The 26014-nt window shown below is 60.1% G+C and carries 24 protein-coding genes; 14 read left to right on the top strand and 10 right to left on the bottom strand.

Features of this window, described 5'->3' with window-relative positions; genetic code table 11:
• Positions 1-90: 90 nt before the first annotated feature.
• Complete coding sequence (locus AOA62_RS29980) at positions 91-402, bottom strand: DUF962 domain-containing protein (protein ID WP_099550496.1); 312 nt, start codon at positions 400-402, stop codon at positions 91-93.
• 161 nt (positions 403-563) lie between these two features.
• Here AOA62_RS29980 and AOA62_RS29985 point away from each other — a divergent pair, with 161 nt between their 5' ends.
• Complete coding sequence (locus AOA62_RS29985) at positions 564-1622, top strand: AraC family transcriptional regulator (protein ID WP_017139172.1); 1059 nt, start codon at positions 564-566, stop codon at positions 1620-1622.
• Here AOA62_RS29985 and AOA62_RS29990 read toward each other — a convergent pair.
• The 7 genes from AOA62_RS29990 to AOA62_RS30020 all read right to left on the bottom strand — a co-directional run bounded on the left by AOA62_RS29990 (position 1579) and on the right by AOA62_RS30020 (position 9174).
• Complete coding sequence (locus AOA62_RS29990) at positions 1579-3033, bottom strand: TrkH family potassium uptake protein (RefSeq protein WP_099550443.1); 1455 nt, start codon at positions 3031-3033, stop codon at positions 1579-1581. The genes AOA62_RS29985 and AOA62_RS29990 overlap by 44 nt on opposite strands.
• 247 nt (positions 3034-3280) lie before the next feature.
• Entirely contained in the window at positions 3281-4615 is a 1335-nt protein-coding gene (locus tag AOA62_RS29995; RefSeq protein WP_017139174.1) for an imelysin family protein, read from the bottom strand.
• Positions 4616-4742: 127 nt separating this feature from the next.
• Positions 4743-6794: a bifunctional diguanylate cyclase/phosphodiesterase gene (locus AOA62_RS30000; protein WP_017139175.1), complete on the bottom strand. Its 2052-nt coding sequence runs from the start codon at positions 6792-6794 to the stop codon at positions 4743-4745.
• Positions 6795-7005: 211 nt separating this feature from the next.
• Positions 7006-7233 (bottom strand): hypothetical protein, encoded by a 228-nt coding sequence (locus AOA62_RS30005; protein ID WP_099550444.1) that lies wholly within the window; start codon positions 7231-7233, stop codon positions 7006-7008.
• A gap of 159 nt (positions 7234-7392) precedes the next feature.
• Positions 7393-7989, bottom strand: coding sequence for a superoxide dismutase (locus tag AOA62_RS30010; protein WP_003212997.1), 597 nt, complete (start codon positions 7987-7989; stop codon positions 7393-7395).
• Between the two features lie 175 nt (positions 7990-8164).
• Positions 8165-8767 (bottom strand): LysE/ArgO family amino acid transporter, encoded by a 603-nt coding sequence (locus tag AOA62_RS30015; RefSeq protein WP_099550497.1) that lies wholly within the window; start codon positions 8765-8767, stop codon positions 8165-8167.
• A 5-nt stretch (positions 8768-8772) separates the two neighbouring features.
• Positions 8773-9174, bottom strand: a complete 402-nt coding sequence (locus AOA62_RS30020) for an ACT domain-containing protein (protein WP_099550445.1) — start codon at positions 9172-9174, stop codon at positions 8773-8775.
• Positions 9175-9273: 99 nt separating this feature from the next.
• On the opposite strand from AOA62_RS30020, the gene AOA62_RS30025 reads away from it, so the two are divergent.
• From AOA62_RS30025 to AOA62_RS30075, 10 genes are all read left to right on the top strand, one after another.
• A complete protein-coding gene (locus AOA62_RS30025; RefSeq protein WP_099550446.1) occupies positions 9274-10167 on the top strand; it encodes a LysR family transcriptional regulator ArgP in 894 nt (297 codons plus the stop codon).
• Positions 10168-10219: 52 nt separating this feature from the next.
• On the top strand, positions 10220-11218 hold the full coding sequence (locus AOA62_RS30030) for an NAD(P)-dependent oxidoreductase (RefSeq protein ID WP_099550447.1): 999 nt from the start codon (positions 10220-10222) through the stop codon (positions 11216-11218).
• A 127-nt stretch (positions 11219-11345) separates the two neighbouring features.
• A complete protein-coding gene (locus AOA62_RS30035; protein ID WP_017139180.1) occupies positions 11346-12170 on the top strand; it encodes an ATPase in 825 nt (274 codons plus the stop codon).
• Positions 12171-12424: 254 nt separating this feature from the next.
• Positions 12425-13684, top strand: coding sequence for an AGE family epimerase/isomerase (locus tag AOA62_RS30045; protein WP_099550449.1), 1260 nt, complete (start codon positions 12425-12427; stop codon positions 13682-13684).
• 104 nt (positions 13685-13788) lie between these two features.
• The gene (locus AOA62_RS30050; protein ID WP_017139182.1) at positions 13789-15075 is read left to right on the top strand and encodes an ABC transporter substrate-binding protein; all 1287 of its coding nucleotides are present in this window, start codon (positions 13789-13791) and stop codon (positions 15073-15075) included.
• 92 nt (positions 15076-15167) lie between these two features.
• Positions 15168-16076: a carbohydrate ABC transporter permease gene (locus AOA62_RS30055; RefSeq protein ID WP_017139183.1), complete on the top strand. Its 909-nt coding sequence runs from the start codon at positions 15168-15170 to the stop codon at positions 16074-16076.
• On the top strand, positions 16069-16914 hold the full coding sequence (locus AOA62_RS30060; RefSeq protein ID WP_017139184.1) for a carbohydrate ABC transporter permease: 846 nt from the start codon (positions 16069-16071) through the stop codon (positions 16912-16914). Before AOA62_RS30055 ends, AOA62_RS30060 begins: the two co-directional genes overlap by 8 nt.
• Positions 16915-16916: 2 nt before the next feature.
• Positions 16917-18077, top strand: a complete 1161-nt coding sequence (locus tag AOA62_RS30065) for an ABC transporter ATP-binding protein (protein WP_017139185.1) — start codon at positions 16917-16919, stop codon at positions 18075-18077.
• 85 nt (positions 18078-18162) lie between these two features.
• Positions 18163-19509 carry a carbohydrate porin gene (locus AOA62_RS30070; RefSeq protein WP_017139186.1) on the top strand — a complete coding sequence of 449 codons (1347 nt, stop codon included), beginning with the start codon at positions 18163-18165 and terminating at the stop codon, positions 19507-19509.
• Between the two features lie 218 nt (positions 19510-19727).
• Positions 19728-20573, top strand: coding sequence for a D-hexose-6-phosphate mutarotase (locus tag AOA62_RS30075; protein WP_017139187.1), 846 nt, complete (start codon positions 19728-19730; stop codon positions 20571-20573).
• 130 nt (positions 20574-20703) lie between these two features.
• On the opposite strand, the gene AOA62_RS30080 is transcribed toward AOA62_RS30075, so the two are convergent.
• Positions 20704-21564, bottom strand: coding sequence for a MurR/RpiR family transcriptional regulator (locus AOA62_RS30080; protein ID WP_169985276.1), 861 nt, complete (start codon positions 21562-21564; stop codon positions 20704-20706).
• Between the two features lie 219 nt (positions 21565-21783).
• On the opposite strand from AOA62_RS30080, the gene zwf reads away from it, so the two are divergent.
• The 3 genes from zwf to AOA62_RS30095 are packed head-to-tail and all read left to right on the top strand — an operon-like array spanning position 21784 to position 24633.
• A complete protein-coding gene (gene zwf / locus AOA62_RS30085) occupies positions 21784-23250 on the top strand; it encodes a glucose-6-phosphate dehydrogenase (RefSeq protein ID WP_099550450.1) in 1467 nt (488 codons plus the stop codon).
• Positions 23237-23950, top strand: a complete 714-nt coding sequence (gene pgl, locus AOA62_RS30090) for a 6-phosphogluconolactonase (protein ID WP_026013851.1) — start codon at positions 23237-23239, stop codon at positions 23948-23950. The genes zwf and pgl overlap by 14 nt, the downstream gene beginning before the upstream one ends.
• 17 nt (positions 23951-23967) lie before the next feature.
• Positions 23968-24633, top strand: a complete 666-nt coding sequence (locus AOA62_RS30095; protein WP_026013852.1) for a bifunctional 4-hydroxy-2-oxoglutarate aldolase/2-dehydro-3-deoxy-phosphogluconate aldolase — start codon at positions 23968-23970, stop codon at positions 24631-24633.
• A gap of 202 nt (positions 24634-24835) precedes the next feature.
• Here AOA62_RS30095 and AOA62_RS30100 read toward each other — a convergent pair whose 3' ends face one another.
• Positions 24836-26011, bottom strand: coding sequence for an aminotransferase class V-fold PLP-dependent enzyme (locus AOA62_RS30100; RefSeq protein WP_099550451.1), 1176 nt, complete (start codon positions 26009-26011; stop codon positions 24836-24838).
• Between the last annotated feature and the right edge of the window lie 3 nt (positions 26012-26014).

A 26014-nucleotide genomic window follows, 5' to 3' on the forward strand; every position in this document is an offset into this window, starting at 1 on the left:
GGGTGGGTGTTGGGTTTGGGGGCATATCCGTTATTTGGGTGATGGCTGAGTAGGGTTCCGCTCTTACAGCGGGTCACTTTTGGAAAGACCTCAAAAAGGCACCTTCCCCAAAATCATGTCGCGATACATCACAAAATCCCCCAGCAAACTGTAGAAGGGATGTTGAAACGTTGCAGGCCGGTTCTTTTCGAAGAAGAAGTGCCCGATCCAGGCAAAGGTGTAGCCGGCGACCGGTAATGCGAGCAGTAACCCCAACGAGCCACGGCCAATGGCATAAGCCAGAATCCCAATCACCAGGGTGGTGCCAATAAAGTGCAGGCGCCGGCAGGTGCTGTTGGCGTGCTCGCTCAGGTAATAAGGGTAGAACTCAGCGAAGCTGTTGAATTGCTTGACGTTTTCCACAGTGATCGGCCCTGGGCTGGTGATGCCGCCCAACAGATGTTCGGCGGGGAGCTTATTTGAGTCTAGAGTGATCAGTGGTAACAGCCAGTGACAATAGATGCCACTTTAGTATCCTTGGCTTCCTGGCTGCCGTTTAAGCCTGCCTTTTTCAAGAAGACGCCATGAGCGAACGAACAACTTCTGCAAGCTGGGCAATGGGCATCGTCAAAGCGTTGGAAATGGACGGCCTGGATTGCCGTGTCTTGTTCAAGCAACTGGGCCTGGACTACGCCGCGCTCAGTGACCCTGATGCACGTTTTGCGCAAGACTCCATGACCCGGCTGTGGCAGCGCGCTGTCGAGCTGTCAGGCAACCCCGCGATCGGCTTGAACATGGGCAAGGTGGTGCGCCCGGCGTCGTTTCATGTGGCGGGTTACGCCTTGATGTCCAGCAACACCCTGGCCGAAGGTTTTATGCGCCTGGTGCGTTACCAACGCATCATCGCCGAAAGCGCCGACTTGAGTTTTCGCCTGTTACCTGAAGGCTATGCGCTGATTCTGACGGTGCATGGCGATCACCTGCCGCCGACCCGGCAAAGCGCTGAAGCCTCGTTGGCCAGTGCCCTGGCATTATGTGGCTGGCTGACTGGCCGCACCCTGCAGCCACGCAAGGTAATGTTGCAAGGTGACCAACCGGCCGATCTGGCGCCCTATAAGCAAGCATTCCATGCGCCTATGGAGTTCAATGCGCCCTATGATGCGCTGATTTTCGAACAGGCCGACATGGATGCACCCTTGCCCACCGCCAATGAGGCGATGGCGCTGCTGCATGATCGGTTTGCCGGTGAATACCTGGCGCGGTTTTCCGAGAGCCGCGTGACCCACAAGGCGCGCCAGGTGCTGTGCCGCTTGTTGCCCCAGGGTGAGCCCAAGCGCGAAGTGGTGGCACAGACCCTGCACTTGTCTCAGCGCACGTTACAGCGGCGTTTGCAGGAGGAGGGCACCAGTTTCCAGACGTTGCTCGACGATACGCGTCGCGAGCTTGCCGAACAGTACCTGGCGCAGCCGAGTATGACCTTGCTGGAAATCGCCTACCTGTTGGGCTTTGCCGACCCGAGTAATTTCTTCCGCGCGTTCCGCCGCTGGTTCGACGTCACGCCCGGCGAGTACCGGGTGCGGCTGCTGCAGGCATCGACGGTCAGTGGCGCCAAAACGCCGGAATGCACAGAACAAACACGGTAATAATCTCCAGCCTTCCCAGCAGCATGCCGAATGACAAGATCCACTTGGCCGCATCCGGCAGGCTGGCGAAGTTACCGGCCGGGCCGATGGTTTCGCCCAGGCCCGGGCCAACACCGGACACGGTGCTGGCGGCACCGGTCAGTGCGGTCATCCAGTCCAGACCCAGCAGTGACAGGGCCAGGGCGATGGCGCAGATGGTGATAGCGAAGAAAAACGAAAAGGTCAGGATCGAGCGCACGATCTCTTCGTCGAGACGGTGGCCGTTGTACTTCTGCTTGATCACTGCGCGTGGGTGGATCAGTTGGTTCAGGTTGGCCTTGAGCAGGATGTAGGCGACCTGGAAGCGGAAGATCTTGATCCCGCCCGCCGTCGAGCCCGAACAGCCGCCGATAAAACCCAGGTAGAAGAACAGCATCAGCGAGAAATTGCCCCACAGGCTGTAGTCCCCCAGCGCAAAGCCGGTCGTGGTCACCACCGACGTAACGTTCAGGGCAACATGGCGCAGGGCATCCAGCCAGTGCAGGTTGGTCGTCCACCAGTACCAGGTGCCGAGTACCAGCCACGTCACGATCAGCAAACCGAGCAAGCCTTGCACTTGCTGATCCTTGATCAGCGCCCGGCGGTTGCCGCGCAATGTGGCCACATACAGGGTGAACGGCAAGCTGCCGAGGATCATCACCACCACCGCTACCCAGTGCACCGCCGGTTGTTTCCAGTGGGCCAGGGATTCATCGGAGGTGGAAAACCCGCCGGTGGAAATTGCTGACATCGCGTGGTTGATCGCATCAAACAAGCCCATGCCGGCCCACCAGAACGCCAGGCTGCCCAGGATGGTGATGCCCACATACGCTGCCACGATCAGGCGCGCCACCATGTGCGAGCGCGGCATGACTTTTTCTGAGCGGTCCGAGGATTCGGTCTGGAACAGGCGCATGCCACCAATGCGCAGCAGCGGCAGGATCCCCACCGCCATGCCGATAAAGCCGATGCCGCCCAGCCAGTGCAACATTGAACGCCACATCAGGATGCCAGGGGACATGCTGTCCAAACCGCTCAGGACGGTGGAGCCGGTGGCGGTGATGCCCGACATGCTTTCAAAGAACGAATCGGTGTAGCTGATGTGCTGGGTCAGCAGAAACGGCAGCGCGGCGAAGATGCACACCACCAGCCAGCTGGTGACGGTCAGCAGGTACATGTCCCGGGGGCGCAGGTGCACGTGTTCGGGGCGGCCGGGGATAACCAGGGCCAAACCCGCAAGGAAGGTGATCATGCTGGCCCACAGGAACGAGGGCAGGTCGCTGGTGCGTTCGAAGATCACCAGGGTGGCCATCGGGATGACCATGGCGATCGCGAGGGTGATCAGGAAGATGCCGATGATGAAACCGATGATACGCAGGGTCGGCAACGCCATGAAGAAAGCTCGGGTTTGAGAGAGTGGCGCCATTCTACCTGCGGTGCGGGTCTTGTAAACCGGGGTGTACGAGGCGAAGCAGTTCGACTGTGGGAGCTGGCTTGCCTGGGATGGCGACCTGTCAGCCACCCATACGTAGCAGACCCATCGCTATCGCAGGCAAGCCAGCTCCCACAGTGGGTATGGGAAGGGGGGAACGCGCACAAAAAAGGCGACCCGAAGGTCGCCTTATTCAGCGCAGGATCAATCAGAACTCGTGATCAGCGTTATCCGGGTTCAAATCACTGATGCCCAGCTTGCCCGCGGCGGTTTCGATCGCGCCGGTCTGCTTGACCAGTGCCGCAATCGCGTCACGCACGATCTGGTTGCCCTTGTCGTTACCGGCCGCGATCAGTTGGTCGTAGTGCTCACCGGCGTTGGCCTGGTCAACCATGACCTGGATCTTCGCTTCGGTCGACGCCAGGTCGGCCTTGAGCGCCGAGTCGGCGGCTGGATCGGCCTTGGCCACCAGCGACGAGAGGCTTGCGCCGGTCATTTTGGTGCCGTCGGTGCGGGTGTACTCGCCCAGGTAGACGTTGCGGATGCCCTTGGCGTCGTAGAAGTGCGAGTTGTGGGTGTTGTCGCTGAAGCAATCCTGTTCGTCTTCCGGCGAGTTGGCTTCCAGGGAAACCTTCATGCGCTCACCGGCCAGTTCGCCCAGGGACAGGCTGCCCATGCCGAACAGCATTTTGCGCAGGCCGTCGGTGGCAGGTTCTGCTTCCAGGGTGGCGCGGTAGTTGTCGTCGACCTTGGGTTTCCAGTTGCCGACCATTTCTTCCAGGTCGCTGACCAGCAGTTGGGTCACAGCGCGCAGGTAAGTGCGACGGCGCTCGTTGTTACCGCCGGTGGCACCGTCGCCGGTCATGTAGTCGGATGCCGGGCGGTTGCCTGCGCCTGGGCCGGTGCCGTTGAGGTCCTGGCCCCAGAGCAGGAACTCGATGGCGTGGTAGCCGGTGGCGACGTTGGCTTCGGAACCGCCCAGTTCATTGAGGCTGGCGAGTTTTTCCGGGGTGATTTCCTTGACGTCGACCTTGTCTTCGCCCACCTGGATCTCTGTGTTGGCGATGATGTTGGCGTTGGCGCCCGGGTTACCCAGCGCGTGCTCGTAGGATTTGTCTACGTAGTCGATCAGGCCTTCGTCCAGGGGCCAGGCGTTCACTTGGCCTTCCCAGTCGTCGATGATGGTGTTGCCGAAGCGGAACACTTCACTTTGCAAGTACGGCACACGGGCGGCGACCCAGGCGGTGCGGGCTGCTTTCAGGGTGTCGTCGCTCGGGTTGGCGAGGAAGGTGTCGATTGCGGTTTGCAGGGTCTTCGCGGTGGATTCGGCGTCGCTGTACACCGCGAACACCATGTCGGCGTAATGCGCGACAACGGCCTTGGCGGCTGCTTCGTCGACCTGGCCGGCAGGCGTGGCAGCCGCTGGAGCGGTGGTGCTGACTGCCGGGGTCGGCGCGGCGGCCTTGTCTTTACCTTCGCCGCAACCGGCGAGAGAAATGGCAATGGCCAGCAGACTGGCGGTGGCCAGGGGCATACGAATCATGGCGAACATCCTGCTTCGGTTGTTGATAGGGCGCGCGGGGAAGCGCAAAAACTGCGACATAATGCGAAAGATTTGCATTTTGTGTAAAGGTTTATGCGAGGGAAATATTTGGTATCGATTTGTCGGTTCAGAGAATCGCCGCGTTGTTGCGCTCGGACTGTTTCAAAAACGCCGCCAGCTCACGGGCCTGCAGCGGTTTGCTGTAGTGGTAGCCCTGGCCCTCATGGCACCCTTCGGAAATGATATAGGCCTCCTGCTCGGCGGTTTCCACGCCTTCGGCAATCACCTGCATGCCCAGGCTTTTGCCCAGTTGGATAATGGCGCGCACGATGGTTGCATCGTCGTCGTCATCCAGCAGGTCCTGGACGAAGCTCTTGTCGATCTTGATCTTGTCCAGCGGCAGGCTCTTGAGGTAGCTCAAGGATGAATAGCCGGTGCCGAAGTCATCAATCGCGATCAAGGCACCGGAGCGGCGCAGGCTTAGCAGGTGCTGGGCGGCGGTGCTGATGTCCTCCATCAGGCCGGTCTCGGTCACTTCCAGCTCCAGGCTGCGTGGCGGCAGGCGATAGATCTGCATCAGGTTGTTGACCACCCGTGGCAACTCGGTGTGGTGCAACTGCACGGTGGACAGGTTGACCGCCATGCGCAGTTCGGTGAAGCCCAGGTCATGCCATTCGCGCAACTGCCGGCAAGCCTGGTCCAGCACCCATTCACCAATCGGAATAATGGTGCCGTTCTGCTCCGCCAGCGGGATGAACAAGTCCGGCGGCACCAGGCCGTGTTCCGGGTGCTGCCAGCGAAGCAATGCCTCTACGCCCACCACGCGGTGGTCGAGGTAGCTGATCTGCGGTTGGTAGACCAAGTGGAACTGCTCGCGACCCAGGGCATCGCGCAGGTCTTTTTCCAGTTCGCGGCGCCGGCGCATTTCGCTGTCGACACTGGCGATATAGAACTGATAGCGGTTGCGCGAGCGGCTCTTGGCCAGGGTCATGGTCTGTTCGGCTTTTTGCAGCAGCTTCTCGGTGCTGTCGCCGTCCTCCGGGAACAGGGTGATGCCGATGGTGGCGCGCAGGCGAATCTGGTCCTGGTCGAGGGCGAATTCGGCTTCCAGGTCGTCGAGGATACTTTGCGCCAGCTCGGCGGCCTCGTAAGGCTGGTCGATATCGGCCTGCACCAGTGCAAACTGGTCGCCGCCCAAGCGGGCGAGGGCGCCGAGGCGGCCGCTGTGGGCGCGCAGGCGGTCGGCCAGGGCCAGCAGTAATTTGTCGCCGGCCTGGTAGGTGAACTGTTCGTTGACGCTTTTGAAGTCATCCAGCCCCACGCACAGCACCGCCACCCGGCGCTGTCGGCGGCCGGCATCGGTGAGGATCTTGTCCAACTGCTCCTGCAGCTTCTGACGGTTCGGCAGCCCGGTCAGGAAGTCGTACTGGGCCATGCGCAACAGGCTCGATTCCGCCTCATGCCGCAAGTGCGTATTGCGCTCGATGGACTCGAGCAACTGGTTGGCAGTGTTGATCCACAGCCCCAGCTCGTTGCGTTCATGGCCCTTGAGCTGGGGGATCTTGTGTTCGCTGGGGCGGTCGGGGTTGATTGAGGTCAAGTGCTCGATAATCCGCGACAACGGCTTGGTCAGCAGCCAGTGATACACCAGGTACAGCACCAGGCCCATGGCCAGGGCGCGCAGCACGCCGGAAATAAAGATGATCACCGAGCTGACAATAAAACCTTTGCCGTAGGTGGCTGTGTCGAGGGTAATGCTCAGGTCGCCGTAGTACTCGCTATAGGGGCCTTTGCCAACCAGTGCAGTCGTAAAGGTGCGTTCCTGGCCAAGAATCAGGTCGGTCAACCAGCGGGTGGGTGATTGCTGCAAGGCGCGGCTTTTTTCCGCCAGCATGGTTTCGTTGGGGTGGCCGATGGAGGCCATGCGCACGGCGTCGTCCTGAAACAGGCCCTCGATCACCTGCATGCCCATCTCGCGGTCCAGGCTGTAGACAGCCTGGGTCGAGGGGTCGCGAAACATGTCGAGGATCCGCTGCGCGTCACCGGCCACGGCCTGACGCGTCTTGTAGGCATCAAACACGATCTGCGCCACGCTCAGCGTCACGCCCACGATCAATGCCGAGAGCAGCACAACCCGTAGCAACTTCACCGACAAGCTGTTTTTGAGTTCCAGCTTCAAAGGGTCATTCCTTGTTCCGTGCGGGTAGCCTCAATATGCCATGAGTATTGGCAATCTCGGGATGGCAGTCAAAGGGACATTGCTGCTAAGGCTTCTGGAGGCTGTAAAGGGCGTGTCTGGAAGGAAGAGGGCGATGATATCCATCGCCCTCGGGTACCGCGCAGGAAAGGAAGGGAATGCCTTCGACATCCCGACATCGAGTGTTGCGGGCTTAAGATACTTTGATCGAGTTTTCGTTTACGTTGTTGAACGTGATCTGATGTTCGTTCTTCTGGTGGGCATCACCGCCGATTTTACCTTGCGCCCTGCCGGCGGCCTGACTGGCTGAATTGACCAGCGTGCCCAGCAAGTCCATGCCCTTGCTCACCAGGTCCATGCCTTTGCCTGCGAGTGGCAACACTGAAGACACAGCTGACATACCCATCGATAACGGATCCATTGCGGACTCTCCTACAGGATAAAATGAGAGAGTTATTTCTCTCGCATGCTGGGTGGCCTGTTCCTCTCGGTGAGTTCCACACATTCTGCATTACGTCCAGTTTTCGTCGGCCACAAAAAAGCCCGGCAATTGCCGGGCTCTTTCTACTGCAAACGTTGCTTAGGCAGTAAAGGTTTTGCCTTCGAACTGCTCAGCCACGAATTTCCAGTTGACCAGATTCCAGAACGCTTCCACATACTTTGGACGCACGTTGCGGTAGTCGATGTAGTAGGCGTGTTCCCACACGTCGCAGGTCAGCAGCGGGGTGTCGCCGCTGGTCAGCGGGTTGCCGGCGCCGATGGTGCTGGCCAGGGCCAGGGAACCGTCAGCTTTTTTCACCAGCCAGCCCCAACCGGAACCGAAGGTGCCGACGGACGTCTTGGTGAACTCTTCCTTGAACTTGTCGAACGAACCGAAGGCTGCGTTGATGGCTTCAGCCAGTGCGCCGGTCGGTTGGCCACCGGCGTTTGGCGCCAGGCAGTTCCAGTAGAAAGTGTGGTTCCAGACCTGAGCGGCGTTGTTGAAGATGCCGCCCGAAGAAGACTTGACGATTTCTTCCAGGGTCTTGCCTTCGAACTCGGTGCCAGGCACCAGGTTGTTCAGGTTCACGACATAGGTGTTGTGGTGCTTGTCGTGGTGGTACTCCAAGGTTTCCTTGGAGATGTGCGGCTGCAGGGCATCGTGTGCGTAGGGCAGCGGCGGCAATTCGAAAGCCATGATGATTCTCCTAATCAGGTCAGTTGCGGTGAGCGCAAGGCCGATCACGGGCGGCCAAACAAGCGCCGGGGAGTTTGTACTCTTTGCGGCGCAGGGTCCGGATCATAGCACCGGGGGTGCGGCAAAACCACGCAACAACTGTGTGGGATAGAGGTTCCAGAGCGTTTTGGAATATTCATCCGGCACTGATCAATTGGTAGGCCACGCTGAACATCATCACCGCGACCAGAAGGTCGAGCAGGCGCCAGGTCGCCGGGCGCGCCAGCCAAGGTGCCAACCACGCCGCGCCGAGTGCCAGGGTGGCGAACCACAGGAACGAGGCGCTGGCAGCGCCGGCCACATAGGCGCCGGGCTCGGTTTGTTGCGCGCCCAATGAGCCGATCAGCAGCACGGTGTCCAGGTACACATGGGGATTGAGCAGCGTTACTGCCAAGGCACTGAGCAACACGGCGCGCAATGAACGCACCTTGAGGTGTGCCCCCTGTTCCAGGCTTTGTCGGGAACACGCTCGACGCAACGCCAAGGTGCCGTACCACAGCAGGAATGCCGCACCACCCCAGCGGGCAATGGCCAGCAGCAGCGGGTTTTGCGCCAGCACGGTAGCCAGGCCAAATACCCCAAGTGCGACCAGAATTGCATCACACACGATGCACAGCGCCGCCACCGGCAAGTGATGTTCACGGCGCAGGCTTTGCGCCAATACAAACGCGTTCTGGGTGCCGATCGCCATGATCAGGCCGAGAGCCACCAGCAGCCCGTTTACGTAGCTTTGCCACATAGCCATTACTCCGCGTTTGCTGCCAGTTGGCGCAATACATCCATGGCCCGCTCGGCATCGGCGCGGCCTACGAACAAGTGGTCGTGATAAAACCCGGCAATCACGTTGCAACTGATACCGGCGCTGCCCAGCGCGCTGGCAAACGCCGCCGTCAGGCCCACGGCTTCAAGGGCCGAATGCACATTCAGGGTGATCCAGGCGGCCACATAGTCGAAGGCCAGCCCGGCGTGGTCCGCCTGCTCACGCTCCACAATCAGGGTCAAACCTTCCTGCTCGCGAAAGCTGCCGATGATCTCGCAACCTGCCGGGATACGTGAGTCGGGCAGGGTGCAGAACACGTAGTCGCCTTCGTTTAGATGAGGGCTCATGCTGCGCAGCAGGGTTGCCAGGGCGGTTTCGCCAGCCATGTGTGGATTCCTTTAATAAAGAGAAGCAATGCTGGTCATTCTCCCGGCCCACGCTGTATAAGAAAAACCAATATTGCTGATCGCTCATTAGAGAAACTGATGTTCGACTATAAATTGCTTTCCGCCCTGGCGGCGGTGGTGGAGCAGGCCGGCTTCGAGCGTGGCGCGCAGGTACTGGGGCTTTCTCAGTCTGCGATTTCCCAGCGCATCAAGTTACTGGAGGCGCGTATTGGCCAACCGGTGCTGGTGCGGGCCACGCCACCTACACCCACCGACATCGGCCGGCGGTTGCTTAACCATGTGCAACAGGTGCGCTTGCTCGAGCGCGACCTGCAAAGCCAGGTGCCGGCGCTGGACGAGGAGGGCATGCCCGAGCGCCTGCGCATCGCCTTGAACGCCGACAGCCTCGCCACCTGGTGGGCCGAGGCCGTCAGCGACTTTTGCGCCGAGCAGCATTTGTTGCTGGACTTGGTGGTAGAAGACCAGACCGTGGGCCTCAAGCGCATGCGCGCCGGTGAAGTGGCGGCCTGTATCTGCGCCAGCGAACGCCCGGTGGCCGGGGCGCGCAGTCTGTTGCTCGGTGCCATGCGCTACCGTGCGTTGGCCAGCCCTGCATTTATAACGCGGCATTTTCCCGAGGGCGTGCGTGCCGATCAGTTGGCACGCACGCCGGCGCTGGTGTTCGGCCCGGACGATTTCCTGCAGCACCGCTACCTGGCATCGCTGGGCGTGGACGGCGGTTTCGAGCACCATTTGTGCCCGTCCTCCGAAGGTTTTATTCGCCTGACCGAAGCCGGACTGGGTTGGGGCCTGGTGCCGGAATTACAGGTGCGCGACCAGTTGCAAAGCGGCGCTTTAGTCGAGTTGTTGCCAGATAAGCCCATCGACGTGCCGTTGTACTGGCATCATTGGCGCAATGGTGGGCAATTGTTGGGGCTGCTGACCGATCACTTGGCCCAGGCCTGTGGCCAATGGTTGGTGCCGTTGGACTGATGGCGTGCGTCAAGGCAACAGCGATGAAAAACGAAAGAGCATGGGGTAACAAATGAAAATTCTGGTCACCGGCGCAAGCGGCTTCATCGGCGGGCGTTTTGCACGTTTCGCCCTGGAGCAGGGCCTGGACGTGCGGGTCAACGGGCGGCGTGCCGAAGGTGTGGAGCACCTGGTAAGGCGCGGCGCCGAGTTTATCCAGGGTGATCTCAATGATGCCGACCTGGTGCGCGAGCTGTGCCGCGATGTCGAAGCCGTGGTGCATTGCGCCGGCGCCGTCGGGTTGTGGGGCAAGTACCAGGACTTCCACCAGGGCAATGTGCTGGTCACCGAAAACGTCGTCGAGGCCTGCCTCAAGGAGCGTGTCGGGCGCCTGGTGCACTTGTCGTCGCCGTCGATCTACTTTGATGGCCGCGACCACCTGGGGCTGACCGAGGAGCAAGTGCCAAAGCGCTTCAAGCATCCCTACGCCGCCACCAAATACCTGGCGGAGCAGAAGGTGTTTGGCGCCCAGGAATTCGGCCTCGAAGTACTTGCGCTGCGCCCGCGTTTTGTCACCGGGGCCGGCGACATGAGCATCTTCCCGCGCCTGCTTAAAATGCAGCGCAAGAACCGCCTGGCTATCGTCGGTGATGGTTTGAACAAGGTCGACTTCACCAGTGTGCACAACCTCAATGAGGCACTGCTCAGCAGCTTGCTCGCCACCGGCTCGGCGTTGGGCAAGGCCTACAACATCAGTAATGGCGCGCCGGTGCCAGTGTGGGATGTGGTCAATTATGTAATGCGCCAGATGGACATGCCCCAGGTCACCCGGTATCGGTCGTACGGTTTGTCATACAGCGTGGCGGCGTTGAACGAGGCATTCTGCGCAATGTGGCCGGGCCGCCCGGAGCCGTCGTTGTCGCGCCTGGGCATGCAGGTCATGAACAAAGATTTCACCCTGGACATCAGCCGTGCCAGGCATTATCTCGACTACGAGCCCAAGGTCAGCCTGTGGACGGCGCTCGATGAGTTCTGCAGTTGGTGGAAAGCTCAGGAGCCGGGGCTGAAATAAGCTCACAACCAGCAACACATCGGGAACCGAATTCAGGCTTCCGGGTCGATCAATGCGGCGCCAACGGGGTTTATACTCCGCTCGCTCGGCTTTTCCGGTCGCCATCTCACCGATTCAGGGTTGATTCATGCGTAACGATGCCAAAGACGATTTCGACAACGTTCCCAGCCTGCGGGCTGACATCGGGGACGATGATGATTTCGAGCCGACTCCCGCCACCTCCGTGCGCTCGCGCACAACCAAGGTGGTCAAGGTCAAGAGCGCCAGCACCGGCCCCCTGTGGGCCTTGGTCGGCGCGCTGCTGATCGCCTTCGCCGGCCTTGCCTGGTGGAGCTTCCAGCAGATTTCCCTGATGGGCCAGCAGTTGGTCGCCACCCAGGAAAGCTTTGCACGCATCAGTGAAGAAGCGGCGGGGCGCCTGCAAGACATTTCCGGCAAGGTGGTGGCCAGCGAGGCCAACGTCAACAACGGCAGCGAAGCCCTCAAGTTGCAGATCAAGCAGTTGGAAACCCAATTGCTGGAGCAAGGCAAGCAGCAAGTCGGCGTGGCCGGGCAGGCAACTGAACTCGACCAGCGCCTGGCACAGATGAGTGCCAGCACCACTGAACTGTCGAGCGCGAATGCCAAGCTGCAAGGCCAGGTGCAGGCGCTGACCGATGCCGTGGCCACACTTAAGGCGGCGCAGGGTGAGGTCAAGGATCTGTCCGCCGACGTGGCGGCCCTTAAAAAGCAAGGCAACCCGAGCGCGGCCATCGCCCGCCTGGAACAGGACCTGGTGGTGCTCAAAAGCGCGCAGGAGAACCAGCCCGCCAATAGTGATGCGCCAACCAATAAAGAGTTTGACGTGTTCCGCATCCAGACCACGCGCAACATCACCACGTTGCAGAGCCAGGTGCAGAACCTTAACCAACAGCTCAACGCGCCAGCGCGGGTCACCCCACTGGGCCAATAACCCAATGATCGTTCCCACGCTCTGCGTGGGAATGCCGCCATGGACGCTCCGCGTCCCGCTGCCGGGTTGTGCAGGGGTGGCGCAGAGCGCCACGGGCTGCATTCCCACGCGGAGCGTGGGAACGATCGACGGGCTCTGCGTGGGAACGATCAAATGTCACCAGGTGGTGACATTTCCCATCCCCTTCGTTACTTGCCCTCGTCTCGCCCTTGTTTAGACTCCGGTCATCCCATAAAAAATAAAAAGGGCTACCCATGACCATGCAACCACTGCCTGCCAGCAGTTGGCTGAACGCACCTGCCCATCACGCCTGGCTCGCCAGCGAAGGCCAACGCCTGCTGGCGTTCGCCAAAGCCTCACGTCTGCCAGACGGCTTCGGCAACCTTGGCGATACAGGCCAACTGCCGGCCGACGCCCACGCCGAAACCATGAACACGGCGCGCATGACCCACAGCTTTGCCATGGCCCATGCCATGGGGGTGCCGGGTTATGCCGACCTGGTTGCCCATGGCGTTGCCGCCCTCAGTGGCCCCTTGCGCGATAGCGAACACGGCGGCTGGTTCGCCGCGCCCAACGCATTGGATGGCAACCGTGGCAAAGCCGCTTACCTGCACGCGTTCGTTGCCCTGGCTGCCAGCTCTGCCGTAGTGGCCGGCGCACCCGGTGCGCAGAACCTGCTCCACGACGCCGTGCATATCATCGACCAGTTCTTCTGGAGCGAGGAGGAGGGCGTGATGCTCGAGTCCTTCGCCCAGGACTGGAGCGGCGTCGAAGCCTATCGCGGCGCCAACAGCAACATGCACGCCACCGAAGCCTTCCTGGCACTGGCCGATGTCACCGGTGAAACACGCTGGCTGGACCGCGCGCTGCGCATTGTCGAGCGCGTTATCCACACTCACGCTGCCGGCAACCAGTTCATGGTGATCGAGCATTTCGACACGCACTGGCAACCCTTGCTCGGCTACAACGAAGACAACCCTGCCGATGGCTTCCGCCCGTATGGCATCACCCCCGGCCACGGTTTCGAATGGGCACGTTTGGTGCTGCACCTGGAAGCCGCACGCCTGCAAGCCGGGCTGGCCACGCCGGACTGGCTGGTGAGCGACGCCCGCGGCCTGTTCGCCAGCGCCTGCGAATACGCCTGGGCCGTGGACGGCGCTCCCGGCATCGTCTACACCCTGGACTGGAAGCACCAGCCAGTGGTGCGCGAGCGCCTGCACTGGACCCATGCCGAAGCCAGCGCGGCGGCCCAGGCTTTGCTCAAACGCACTGGCGAGCTGCATTTCGAAACCTGGTATCGGCGCTTTTGGGAGTTCTGCGAAAGCCACTTTATCGACCGTATCAACGGCAGCTGGCACCACGAACTCAGCCCGCACAACCAGCCCAGCAGCAAGATCTGGGGTGGCAAGCCGGACCTGTACCATGCCTGGCAAGCGGTCGTACTGCCTGTACTACCCTTGTCACCGAGTATGACCAGCGCATTGGGTCAAGGATGCTATGTCACCAAGTGGTGACATTTGTGCGTCCCTTTGTTACCTGCGCGCTAAAAATCCATGTTTAAACTCCGTGCAGCGCAAGCTCTAGACTTGCATGCATAACAACAAGAAAAGGTATTCAGATGAACGCGATTAATCGCCTCGCCGTTGCTATTTCCATTGCCTCGTTGTTTCCCCTCAGTGCATTTGCCGCCGACTCGAAAGGGACGGTTGAAGTTGTGCATTGGTGGACCTCAGGCGGTGAAAAAGCAGCAGTAGACGTACTGAAGGCTCAAGTTGAGAAAGATGGCTTCGTCTGGAAAGACGGCGCCGTAGCCGGTGGCGGTGGCGCCACTGCAATGACTGTGCTGAAAAGCCGCGCAGTCGCTGGCAACCCGCCAGGCGTTGCCCAGATCAAAGGCCCGGACATTCAGGAATGGGCGTCCACTGGCTTGCTCGACACCGACGTGCTTAAAGACGTCGCCAAAGAAGAAAAGTGGGACTCGCTGCTCGACAAGAAAGTCTCCGATACCGTGAAGTACGAAGGTAACTACGTTGCCGTGCCGGTCAACATTCACCGCGTAAACTGGCTGTGGATCAATCCGGAAGTCTTCAAGAAAGCCGGTATCACCAAGAACCCGACCACCCTCGAAGAATTCTACGCAGCCGGCGACAAACTCAAGGCCGCAGGCTTCATCCCGCTCGCCCACGGTGGCCAGCCTTGGCAGGACAGCACCGTATTTGAAGCGGTCGTACTGTCGGTGATGGGTGCCGACGGCTACAAGAAAGCCCTGGTTGACCTGGATAACGACGCGCTGACCGGCCCGCAAATGGTCAAGGCCCTGACTGAGCTTAAAAAGGTCGCGACCTATATGGACGTCGACGGCAAAGGCCAGGACTGGAACCTGGAAGCCGGCAAAGTCATCAACGGCAAGGCCGGCATGCAGATCATGGGTGACTGGGCCAAGTCCGAGTGGACTGCCGCCAAGAAAGTCGCCGGCAAAGACTACGAGTGCGTAGCCTTCCCGGGTACCGACAAAGCCTTTACCTACAACATCGACTCCCTGGCGGTGTTCAAGGTTAAAGACAAGGGCACTCAGGAAGGTCAGAAGGACATCGCCAAAGTGGTACTGGGTGAAAACTTCCAGAAAGTCTTCAGCATCAACAAAGGCTCGATCCCGGTTCGTACCGACATGCTCAATGAAATGGACAAGCTCGGTTTCGACTCCTGCGCCCAGACCGCTGCCAAGGACTTCCTTGCCGACGCCAAGACCGGTGGCCTGCAGCCAAGTATGGCCCACAACATGGCCACTACCCTGGCGGTACAAGGTGCGTTCTTTGATGTCGTGACCAACTACATCAACGACCCGAAAGCCGACCCGGCCGACACCGCCAAGAAACTCGGCGCTGCGATCAAGTCTGCCAAGTAACGGTTAGCACGGCTGGTCCTTGTGAGGGGAAACCCCCTGACCCCTCACAAGGCTTGCTCCTGTAGTCCTTTTTCCCTGTACTGGATTTTCCCATGAGTTCTGTTGCTGTGTTCAGCAAGGCCTCGCCGTTCGATGCGCTGCAGCGCTGGCTCCCTAAGCTGGTGCTGGCGCCGAGCATGTTCATCGTGCTGGTGGGCTTCTACGGCTACATCCTGTGGACATTCGTGCTGTCGTTCACCACGTCCACGTTCCTGCCCAGCTACAAATGGGCTGGTCTTGCACAATACGCGCGGTTGTTCGACAACGACCGTTGGTGGGTGGCGAGCAAGAACCTGGCGCTGTTCGGCGGGATGTTTATCGGCATCACCTTGGTGATCGGCGTGACACTGGCGATTTTCCTCGACCAGAAAATCCGCCGCGAAGGCTTTATCCGCACCATTTACCTGTACCCGATGGCGCTCTCGATGATCGTGACCGGTACGGCCTGGAAATGGCTGCTCAACCCGGGCATGGGCCTGGACAAACTTCTGCGTGACTGGGGCTGGGAAGGCTTCCGTCTCGACTGGCTGATCGACCCCGACCGCGTGGTGTACTGCCTGGTGATTGCCGCCGTGTGGCAAGCCTCGGGCTTCATCATGGCGATGTTCCTGGCCGGCCTGCGTGGCGTTGATCAGTCGATCGTGCGCGCCGCGCAAATCGATGGCGCCAGCCTGCCGCGCATCTACTGGAGCGTGGTGCTGCCAAGCCTGCGCCCGGTGTTCTTCAGTGCGGTGATGATCCTCGCGCACATCGCGATCAAGAGCTTCGACCTGGTAGCGGCCATGACCGCCGGCGGCCCGGGCTACTCGTCCGACCTGCCTGCGATGTTCATGTACTCGTTCACCTTCAGCCGTGGCCAGATGGGCATGGGCTCGGCCAGTGCAATCCTGATGCTCGGCGCGATCCTCGCGATCATCGTGCCTTACCTGTATTCCGAGCTGAGGACCAAGCGCAATGACTAGTCTCGCCTCCAAACCTGCCATCAGCCTGAGTCGCATCGCGATCTACGCGGTGCTGATCCTCGCCGTGCTGCTGTACCTGGTGCCGCTGGTGGTGATGCTGCTGACCAGCTTCAAAACCCCCGAAGACATCAGTACCGGCAACCTGCTGAGCTGGCCGACCGTCGTGACCGGCATCGGCTGGGTCAAGGCCTGGGCCACCGTTGACGGTTACTTCTGGAACTCGATCAAGATCACCGTTCCGGCGGTACTGATCTCCACCGCCATCGGCGCGTTGAACGGCTATGTGCTGTCGTTCTGGCGCTTCAAAGGTTCGCAGCTGTTCTTCGGCTTGCTGCTGTTCGGCTGCTTCCTGCCGTTCCAGACCGTGCTGCTGCCGGCCTCGTTCACCCTCGGCAAGATGGGCCTGGCCAGTACCACCACGGGCCTGGTGTTTGTGCACGTGGTCTACGGGTTGGCGTTTACTACGCTGTTCTTCCGTAATTACTACGTGAGCATTCCGGATGCTCTGATCAAGGCGGCGCGACTGGACGGTGCAGGTTTCTTCACCATCTTCCGGCTGATCATTCTGCCGATGTCGACGCCGATCATCATGGTCTGCCTGATCTGGCAGTTCACCCAGATCTGGAACGACTTCCTGTTTGGCGTGGTGTTCTCCAGCGGCGACTCGCAGCCCATTACGGTGGCGCTGAACAACCTGGTCAACACCAGCACCGGGGCCAAGGAATATAACGTGGATATGGCGGCGGCGATGATCGCCGGGCTGCCGACCCTGCTGGTCTATGTGATCGCAGGCAAGTATTTCGTGCGCGGCCTCACGGCCGGCGCGGTCAAGGGGTAATCATGGCTACGCTCGAACTTCGCAATGTAAACAAGACCTATGGCGCCGGCCTGCCCGACACCTTGAAGAACATCGAACTGTCGATCAAAGAGGGTGAGTTCCTGATTCTGGTCGGCCCTTCGGGGTGCGGTAAATCCACGCTGATGAACTGCATCGCCGGCCTTGAGACCATCACCGGCGGCGCGATCATGATCGGCGACCAGGACGTGAGCGGCATGAGCCCCAAGGACCGTGACATCGCCATGGTGTTTCAATCCTACGCGCTGTACCCGACCATGAGCGTGCGCGAGAACATCGAGTTCGGTCTCAAGATCCGCAAGATGCCCCAGGCGGATATTGACGCCGAAGTGGCGCGCGTGGCCAAGCTGCTGCAGATCGAGCACCTGCTTAACCGCAAGCCAGGTCAGTTGTCCGGTGGCCAGCAACAGCGTGTGGCCATGGGCCGCGCCCTGGCACGTCGGCCGAAGATCTACCTGTTCGACGAACCGCTGTCCAACCTCGACGCCAAGCTGCGTGTCGAGATGCGCACCGAAATGAAACTGATGCACCAGCGCCTGAAAACCACCACCGTATACGTCACCCACGACCAGATCGAAGCAATGACCCTGGGCGATAAAGTGGCGGTGATGAAGGACGGCATCATTCAACAATTTGGCACGCCGAAAGAAATCTATAACGACCCGGCCAACCTGTTTGTGGCAAGCTTTATCGGTTCACCTCCAATGAACTTCATACCTTTGCGCCTGCAACGCAAGGACGGTCGCCTGGTGGCACTGCTCGACAGCGGCCAGGCCCGTTGCGAGCTGCCGCTGGGTATGAGTGATGCTGGGCTTGAAGATCGCGATGTGATCCTGGGTCTGCGCCCGGAGCAAATTGTTCTGGCCACGGGTGAAGCGAATGGGTCGTCGAGCATTCGTGCCGAAGTCCAGGTCACTGAGCCAACCGGTCCGGACACGTTGGTGTTTGTGCAACTCAACGACACCAAAGTCTGCTGCCGCCTCGCGCCGGACGTTGCACCGCAGGTCGGTGAGACCCTGACCCTGCAATTCGACCCGGCCAAGGTATTGCTGTTCGACGCCAAAACCGGAGAACGCTTGGGCACTGCTGCCTCATTGCCTGCACACGGGCATGCCGACAACGTGGCCCAATTCAAAGGCCGCTGAAGCAGATAACTTGTTGTTTTGGTTAAAAAAAGTAACCCGCGTTAGATAAAAACAGTTAAATAACAATAAAGACGAGGATGTAGGGATGAAAAAGCAACACAACAACACTCGGCTGATCTGCCAACTGTCAGCAGCAGCAGCCCTGGTATTGTCCGCCAATGCGATGGCGGCCGATGCATTCAGCGCCGATTCCAAGTGGATGACCGGCGATTGGGGTGGCGAGCGTACCAAGCTGATCGAGCAAGGTATCGACATCAAGGCTGACTACGTAGGGGAAATGGGCGCCAACCTGCACGGCGGCTATAACGACGACAAGACCGGCCGTTACTCCGACCAGTTTGGGTTGGGCGTAGCGCTCGATCTGCAAAAGCTGTGGGGCTGGGACAACACCCAGGCCAAGATCCAGTTGACCAACCGTAATGGCCAAAACATCTCCAACGACCGTATCGGTGACCCGCGTGCCGGCACGCTGAGTTCGTCGATGGAAGTCTATGGTCGTGGCCACATGGTGCGTCTGACCCAGTTCTGGATTCAGCACCAGATGTTCGATAACAAGCTGGACGTGAAACTCGGTTACTTCGGTGAAGGCGAAGACTTCAACACCTTCCCATGCGACTTCCAGAACCTGTCGTTCTGCGGCTCGCAGGTGGGTAACTATGTAAACACCTGGTACAACTGGCCGGTCGCCCAGGCCGCTATCCGCGTGAAGTACAACATCACGCCTGAGCTGTATGCGCAGATCGGTGCGTACAACCAGAACCCGTCGCAGCTTGAGCACGGCAATGGCTTCAAACTCAGCGGCAGCGGCACCAAGGGCACCGTGATTCCGGTGGAGTTGGTCTGGTCGCCGAAGGTCAATGGCCTGCCGGGCGAATACCGCGTGGGTTACTACAAGAGCGCCGCGGATGCCAGCGACGTACGTGAAGACGTAAACGGCAACGATGCCGCCACCTCAGGCTTGGCTTACCGTACCCGTAGCAGCAAAAGCGGCTATTGGGGCGTTGTGCAGCAGCAACTTACCACCCATAACGGCGACGCGTCGCGCGGCCTGAACATCGCGGCCAACGCCACCTTCCACGACAAGGACACCAACCTCGTCGACAACTATCAGTCGTTGATGCTGGTCTACAAAGGCCCGTTCGATGCGCGTCCAAAAGATGACGTCGGTATCGGTTTCTCCCGCATCCATGTCAACCAGGACGTGAGGAAAAACGCAGAGTTGCTGAACGCAGCCGGTGGTTTCACCGACTACGATCAGGTGGGCTACGCGCCGCTGCGTGACACCGAGTACAACACTGAAATCAACTACGGCTTCCACGTCACCAACTGGCTGACCGTGCGTCCTAACCTGCAATACGTTACCCACCCAGGTGGCGTCGATAAAGTCGACAACGCGTTGGTAGCGGGCCTGAAAATTCAGTCTACGTTCTAACGCTGTTGCGATAAGCTCCTTCTCTCTGTGCGCATTTTGCGGGTAGCCATGGCTACCCGCTTTTTTTGGGGCGTACTGCACTACCCATGTGGGAGCTGGCTTGCCTGCGATGCAAACGACGCGGTCTGCCTGGATGGCCGAGGCGATGCCATCGCAGGCAAGCCAGCTCCCACAGGGTAACCAAGCTTGAGCAACAATGAACTCCAGGACCGTGGCACATGCATGAGCATCCGCTGCAACGCTTTTTCAAATCCCTGCGTGAACAACCGGTGTTCGCCTGGGAGCGCTTTCAGATGCGCGATGTATTGGTGATCGACCATCCGCTGTGCCAGGCGGTGTTCAGCCGCCAGGGTGCGCAATTGCTGCACTTTCAGCCCACAGGCCAGAAACCCTGGCTGTGGTGCGCAGCCAAGTGGCCACAAGTCGGCGCCATCCGTGGTGGCGTGCCGGTGTGCTGGCCCTGGTATGGGCGCCATCCGAGCGAAAACGCCTGGCCGTCCCATGGCTGGGCGCGGCTGATCGACTGGAAACTGCTCGACAGCAGCACCGACGACGACGGTGTGCGCCTGCACTGGCAATTGCAGCTGTGCGACTGGCAGGTCGACCTGCACGCGCACCTGGGCGAAACCCTTGAGTTGCGCTTGAGCACCGAGCACCAGGACGAATTGCCGTGCCAGTTGAGCCATGCGTTGCACGCTTACTGGCGTATTGGTCACGTCGACGAGATAGCGCTGTCTGGGCTTGATGGCGCGCAAGGTTATGACCAGCTCAGTCGCCAGGTTTGCCAGCAGGAAGGCGAGCTAAGGGTGGATGGTGGATGCCAGCGGGTGTTCCAGCATGAGGGTGAACTGCAGCTCAAAGACCACGCCTGGCAACGTGAGCTGTGCATCGACACCGGCGACAGCGCTGACACCGTGGTGTGGCATCCAGGCAGCCGGCCGTTGTTGGGCGTGAGCTTTAACGAGGCGTCGGGGTTTGTGTGTGTGGAGTCGGCGATGGCGGCAGCCAGTCTGGCGCCGGGGGAGCGGGCGCACCTGAGTTTGCAGGCGCGGGCCGGGGTTTAGTGGTGGAGCTTATGGCGCTATCGCAGGCAAGCCAGCTCCCACAGGGGAATGCATTCCAAATGGGCAGCTCGGTTCACTTTGGGAGCTGGCTTGCCTGCTATAGGGTCGGTACTGCTGGTGGAGATTGCTGCTAGTTGAATTCATCCCCCACCGGATACCGGCTGTCATTCAAGCTCTCTTTGATCTTGCGCAGATGCGGCTGGAAATCCACCCCGCGGCGCAAGGTCATGCCGGTTGCCAGCACGTCCAGCACCGTTAACTGAATGATCCGCGACGTCATCGGCATGTAGATGTCAGTGTCTTCCGGCAATGGAATGTTCAAGCTCACCGTACTGGCCTTGGCCAAGGGCGAGTTCTCGGCAGTCACGCCCAGTACCGACGCACCGTTTTCGCGGGCGATACGCGCCACTTCCACCAGCTCCCGCGTACGCCCGGTGTAGGAAATGATCACAAACAGCTCGCCGGTATGCGCCACAGACGCGATCATGCGCTGCATCAGCACGTCGGCATGGGCGGTCACGGCCAGGTTGAAACGGAAGAACTTGTGCAGCGCATCCATGGCCACCGGTGCCGAAGCGCCCAGGCCAAAGAAGTGGATCTGCCGCGCCTGGATCAACAAATCCACGGCCTTGCTGATCAGCGCCGGGTCGAGGGCCTGGCAGGCGCTGTCCAGAGAGGCAATGGCGCTGCCAAAGATCTTCTGGGTGTAGGCCTCAGGGTTATCATCGGCCTCCACGGCGCGGCTCACATACGCCGCACCACTGGCCAGACTTTGCGCCAGCTGCAATTTAAGTTCAGGGTAACCGCTGACGCCGAACGAACGGCAGAAACGGTTGACCGTCGGTTCACTGACCGAAGCGGCTTGGGCGAGGGCGGCGATCGAGAAGCGGGTTGCCTGCTGTGGGTTTTGCAGGATGACCTCGGCGACTTTTTTCTCGGCCTTGTTCAATTCTTCGAGGCGGTTCCGGATCTGTTCCAGAAGATTTCGCACGCGGTCCATTCAGTCTTTCCTTCGGGCGACGATGCAAATAAAGGGCGGTAACCCATCGACGAGTGGCCCTTTGCGGTGGCCTATCCTACTGAGGGTAGCTGAACACCACCACTCGGAATGCGTATTTCGGGAAAATGTTGTGGTTATTACTACATTTTTCCTTGAGTGATGCCTTGAAAAAAGGTATTTGTAGCTTAACTTGATAAAAGAACAAACATCATGCCTTCGATAACCGTAGAACCCTGCACCTTTGCCCTGTTTGGCGCCTTGGGTGATCTGGCGCTGCGCAAGTTATTTCCTGCCCTCTACCAACTCGATGGCGCCGGGCTGCTGCACGACGATACGCGCATCCTGGGCCTGGCCCGTGAAGCCGGTTCCGAGCAGGAGCACCTGGCCCATATCGAAAAAGAACTGCGTAACTACGTCGGCAAGGAACTCGACGAAGCTGTGGCCGCGCGCTTCCTGGCGCGTCTGGCCTACGTGCACGTCGACTTCATGAAAGCCGATGACTACGTCGCTCTGGCCGAAAAAGTCGGCAGCGACCAACGCCTGATCGCCTATTTCGCCACCCCGGCGGCGGTGTATGGCGCGATCTGCGAGAACCTCGCCAAGGTCGGCCTGGCGGACAACACCCGCGTGGTGCTGGAAAAACCCATCGGTTCGGACCTGGAATCCTCGCGCAAGGTCAACGACGCCGTGGCGCAGTTTTTCCCGGAAAACCGCACCTACCGCATCGACCACTACCTGGGCAAAGAAACCGTACAGAACCTGATTGCGCTGCGTTTCGCCAACAGCCTGTTCGAAACCCAGTGGAACCAGCACTACATTTCCCACGTGGAAATCACCGTGGCCGAGCAGGTCGGTATCGAAGGCCGTTGGGGTTACTTCGACAAGGCCGGCCAACTGCGTGACATGATCCAGAATCACTTGCTGCAGCTGCTGTGCCTGATCGCCATGGACCCACCGGCCGACCTGTCCGCCGACAGCATCCGTGACGAGAAGGTCAAGGTGCTCAAGGCCCTGGCGCCGATCAGCCCGGAAGGCCTGACCACCCAAGTGGTGCGCGGCCAGTACATCGCCGGCTACAGCGCCGGCAAGCCGGTGCCGGGCTACCTGGAAGAAGAGAACTCCAACACCCAGAGCGACACCGAGACGTTCGTCGCCCTGCGTGCCGATATCCGCAACTGGCGTTGGGCTGGCGTGCCGTTCTACCTGCGTACTGGCAAACGCATGCCGCAAAAGCTGTCGCAGATCGTCATTCACTTCAAGGAACCGTCCCACTATATCTTCGCCCCCGAGCAGCGCCTGCAGATCAGCAACAAACTGATCATCCGCCTGCAGCCGGACGAAGGTATTTCCTTGCGCGTGATGACCAAAGAGCAAGGCCTGGACAAGGGCATGCAACTGCGCAGCGGCCCGCTGCAACTGAATTTTTCCGACACCTATCGCAGCGCACGGATTCCCGATGCCTACGAGCGGCTGTTGCTGGAAGTAATGCGCGGCAATCAGAACCTGTTTGTTCGCAAAGATGAAATCGAAGCCGCGTGGAAGTGGTGTGACCAGTTGATCGCCGGGTGGAAAAAATCCGGTGATGCACCCAAGCCGTATGCGGCGGGGTCCTGGGGGCCGATGAGCTCAATTGCACTGATCACGCGGGATGGGAGGTCGTGGTATGGCGATATCTGAATTGAAACTGCCTCAGGGCGTGACAGCCCATGAGTACCGCACGCCGGTGTTGCTGGCCGATGGCCTGGCCACTGACGTGGCCGAGCAACTGCGCGCGGCCATCAGTGCCCGTGGCGAAGCGACCCTGGTCGTGTCCGGTGGCCGCAGCCCCGTGGCGTTTTTTCAGAACCTGGCCAAACAAGGCCTGGACTGGTCCAAGGTCACCATCACCCTGGCCGACGAGCGCTGGGTGCCGGTGGAACATGCCGACAGCAATGCCGGCCTGTTGAAAAAGTATTTGCTCCAGGGCCCGGCGGCCAAGGCCAAGTTCCTCAGCCTGTACAACGTTGCCGCGAACCTGGAAGACGCCGCCGAACTGGCCGATCGCCAGTTGGCAGAGCTACCCGCGATCGATGTGCTGGTACTCGGCATGGGCGATGACGGCCACACCGCATCGCTGTTCCCCAACAGCCCCAACCTGGGCGAGGCGCTCAAGCCTGACGGCACGCGCCGTTGCTGGCCGATGCTGGCGCCGACTGTGCCGCACCAGCGCCTGACCATGAGTCGCGCGCTGCTGGCCACGGCCCATTACACCGTGCTGTCGATTTCCGGCAGTTCGAAATTGACCACCTTGAGCGCCGCGCTGGCCAGTGACGACGTTGCTGCCATGCCGATTCGCGCGTTTTTGCAACCTACTTTAGAGATTTACTGGTGCCCATGAGCCAAGGATCAGCCGCTATGAAAAGCCCTCAACCGACCGTGTCCATGGCGGACAAAGTTGCCCTGATCGACAGCCTCTGCGCCAAGGCGCGGATCCTGCCGGTGATCACCATCGCCCGCGAACAGGACATCCTGCCGCTGGCCGATGCCCTGGCAGCCGGCGGTTTGACCGCATTGGAAGTGACCCTGCGCTCCGAGTTCGGCCTCAAGGCCATTCAGGTACTGCGCGAGCAACGCCCTGAACTGTGCACCGGTGCCGGCACCGTACTCGACCGCCACATGCTCGAAGCGGCCGAGGTTGCCGGTTCGCAGTTCATCGTCACCCCCGGCATTACCCGTGACCTGCTGGAAGCCTCGGTGCACAGCCCGATTCCGCTGTTGCCTGGCATCAGCAATGCTTCCGGCATCATGGAAGGCTATGGCCTGGGTTATCGCCGCTTCAAGCTGTTCCCGGCCGAAGTCAGCGGCGGCGTGGCTGCAATCAAGGCCCTGGGCGGCCCGTTCGGCGAAGTTAAATTCTGCCCAACCGGCGGCGTTGGCCCGGCCAACATCAAAAACTACATGGCGTTGAAAAACGTGATGTGCGTGGGCGGTAGCTGGATGCTGGACCCTGAATGGGTCAAGAACGGCGACTGGGCCCGTATCCAGGAAGTCACCGCACAGGCGCTGGCACTGCTGGACTGATCTGATTTACCGAATCGTTGTTGCTGTGCTTAACGGCATTTTTGCGGTGCACTTGGTCGGTGTACCGCTTTTTTTTGCCTGCAAAAAACTCACATTCAACTCCGATCAACTGTGGGAGCTGGCTTGCCTGCGATAGCGGTGGGTCAGGTTAGGATGTTTCTACTGATACACCGCCATCGCAGGCAAGCCAGCTCCCACAGTTTTAGTCCGTGCTTAACTCAGTTATTGCGTTGACCAACACATCGATGTCTGCCGCCGACGTCACTAGCCCAGGCGTCACCCGAATACAGGTTCCAAACGCCGCACCTGTGCGCGTGGTGGTAAACAGGTCGTACTCCTTGAGCAACCGATCCGCCATCGCCGTCTGATCCCGCCCAGTAAACTTGAACGCCGTAATCGCGCAATACAGCCGCGGATCATCCGGTGTCAGCACCTCAATCCCCGGCAACCCGCGCACCTGGCTGACCCAGCGATCACGCAGGTAATTGACGCGCGCACCCTTGGCCGCCGAGCCGCCGAGGTTGCGATGTTCCTCCAGCACCAACGGCAAGGTCATCAACGCCGGAAAATTCGGCGTGCTGTAGGAGGTGCGCGCACGCACGTCGCTGGCGGGGTAGTGAAACTCACCCATGTCCGGGTCGATATCGACCAGGCGCTCTGGGGCGATGTACAGAAAACCCAGGGTCAGCGGCGCGCCGATCCATTTATGCAGGTTGAACCCGGCGAACTGAATGCCCAGTTCGGCGAGGTTGAAGTCAATCTGGCCCAACGCATGGGCGCCATCAAGAATCACGTCCACGCCATGCTCACGCGCCGCCTTGGCGATGGCTGCGACAGGCATCACCAGGCCGGTGCGGTGGGTGACATGGGTCAGCGCCATCAGCTTGAGGCGCGGGTACTGCACGAACGCATCGCGATAGGTCTGCACCAGGCTGTCGAAACTGGCCGGGTGGGCGTGGGTAAGTTCGACTACCTCCACACCGCGAACACCAGCCAACCAACGCATGGCACCTTTGACCGTGTCGTACTCCAGATCACTGATCAGCACCTGATCGCCTGGTTGCAGGCCGTTGTAGTTGCGGATCAGCGATTGCAGAGCCTCGGTGGCGTTGCGGGTGAAAGCGATCGCCTCCGGATCCGCATCGATCAGCCCGGCCAGTTGCCGACGGATCTCGACATTTTCACCTTGCTCAAAGCGCTGACGCACATACAGCGAGTTGCTGCGGTTGATAAAGGCCACATGCTCCAGATACTGCGCCTGCACAGCACGGCTCATGCGCCCGAAGTAGCCGTTTTCCAGATTGATCGGGCCAGGCTCCAGCTCATAGCGCTGGGCGATGGCGTGCCAGTGACGTTCGTTGTCTGCATTCCTTGGCATAGC

Origin of the sequence: Pseudomonas sp. 2995-3 (assembly GCF_002742565.1) — a bacterium.
Classification (GTDB): Bacteria; Pseudomonadota; Gammaproteobacteria; order Pseudomonadales; family Pseudomonadaceae; genus Aquipseudomonas; species Aquipseudomonas edaphica.

Coding starts and splice junctions, on each gene's coding strand:
- AOA62_RS30075 (WP_017139187.1), top strand. CDS start 19,728: ATGCATGAGCATCCGCTGCAACGCTTTTTCAAATCCCTGCGTGAACAA.
- AOA62_RS30065 (WP_017139185.1), top strand. CDS start 16,917: ATGGCTACGCTCGAACTTCGCAATGTAAACAAGACCTATGGCGCCGGC.
- AOA62_RS30055 (WP_017139183.1), top strand. CDS start 15,168: ATGAGTTCTGTTGCTGTGTTCAGCAAGGCCTCGCCGTTCGATGCGCTG.
- AOA62_RS30005 (WP_099550444.1), bottom strand. CDS start 7,233: ATGGATCCGTTATCGATGGGTATGTCAGCTGTGTCTTCAGTGTTGCCA.
- pgl (WP_026013851.1), top strand. CDS start 23,237: ATGGCGATATCTGAATTGAAACTGCCTCAGGGCGTGACAGCCCATGAG.
- AOA62_RS29990 (WP_099550443.1), bottom strand. CDS start 3,033: ATGGCGTTGCCGACCCTGCGTATCATCGGTTTCATCATCGGCATCTTC.
- AOA62_RS30035 (WP_017139180.1), top strand. CDS start 11,346: ATGCGTAACGATGCCAAAGACGATTTCGACAACGTTCCCAGCCTGCGG.
- AOA62_RS30030 (WP_099550447.1), top strand. CDS start 10,220: ATGAAAATTCTGGTCACCGGCGCAAGCGGCTTCATCGGCGGGCGTTTT.
- AOA62_RS30050 (WP_017139182.1), top strand. CDS start 13,789: ATGAACGCGATTAATCGCCTCGCCGTTGCTATTTCCATTGCCTCGTTG.
- AOA62_RS30025 (WP_099550446.1), top strand. CDS start 9,274: ATGTTCGACTATAAATTGCTTTCCGCCCTGGCGGCGGTGGTGGAGCAG.
- AOA62_RS30095 (WP_026013852.1), top strand. CDS start 23,968: ATGAAAAGCCCTCAACCGACCGTGTCCATGGCGGACAAAGTTGCCCTG.
- AOA62_RS30070 (WP_017139186.1), top strand. CDS start 18,163: ATGAAAAAGCAACACAACAACACTCGGCTGATCTGCCAACTGTCAGCA.
- AOA62_RS29985 (WP_017139172.1), top strand. CDS start 564: ATGAGCGAACGAACAACTTCTGCAAGCTGGGCAATGGGCATCGTCAAA.
- AOA62_RS29995 (WP_017139174.1), bottom strand. CDS start 4,615: ATGATTCGTATGCCCCTGGCCACCGCCAGTCTGCTGGCCATTGCCATT.
- AOA62_RS30060 (WP_017139184.1), top strand. CDS start 16,069: ATGACTAGTCTCGCCTCCAAACCTGCCATCAGCCTGAGTCGCATCGCG.
- zwf (WP_099550450.1), top strand. CDS start 21,784: ATGCCTTCGATAACCGTAGAACCCTGCACCTTTGCCCTGTTTGGCGCC.
- AOA62_RS30045 (WP_099550449.1), top strand. CDS start 12,425: ATGACCATGCAACCACTGCCTGCCAGCAGTTGGCTGAACGCACCTGCC.
- AOA62_RS30010 (WP_003212997.1), bottom strand. CDS start 7,989: ATGGCTTTCGAATTGCCGCCGCTGCCCTACGCACACGATGCCCTGCAG.
- AOA62_RS30020 (WP_099550445.1), bottom strand. CDS start 9,174: ATGGCTGGCGAAACCGCCCTGGCAACCCTGCTGCGCAGCATGAGCCCT.
- AOA62_RS30015 (WP_099550497.1), bottom strand. CDS start 8,767: ATGTGGCAAAGCTACGTAAACGGGCTGCTGGTGGCTCTCGGCCTGATC.
- AOA62_RS30100 (WP_099550451.1), bottom strand. CDS start 26,011: ATGCCAAGGAATGCAGACAACGAACGTCACTGGCACGCCATCGCCCAG.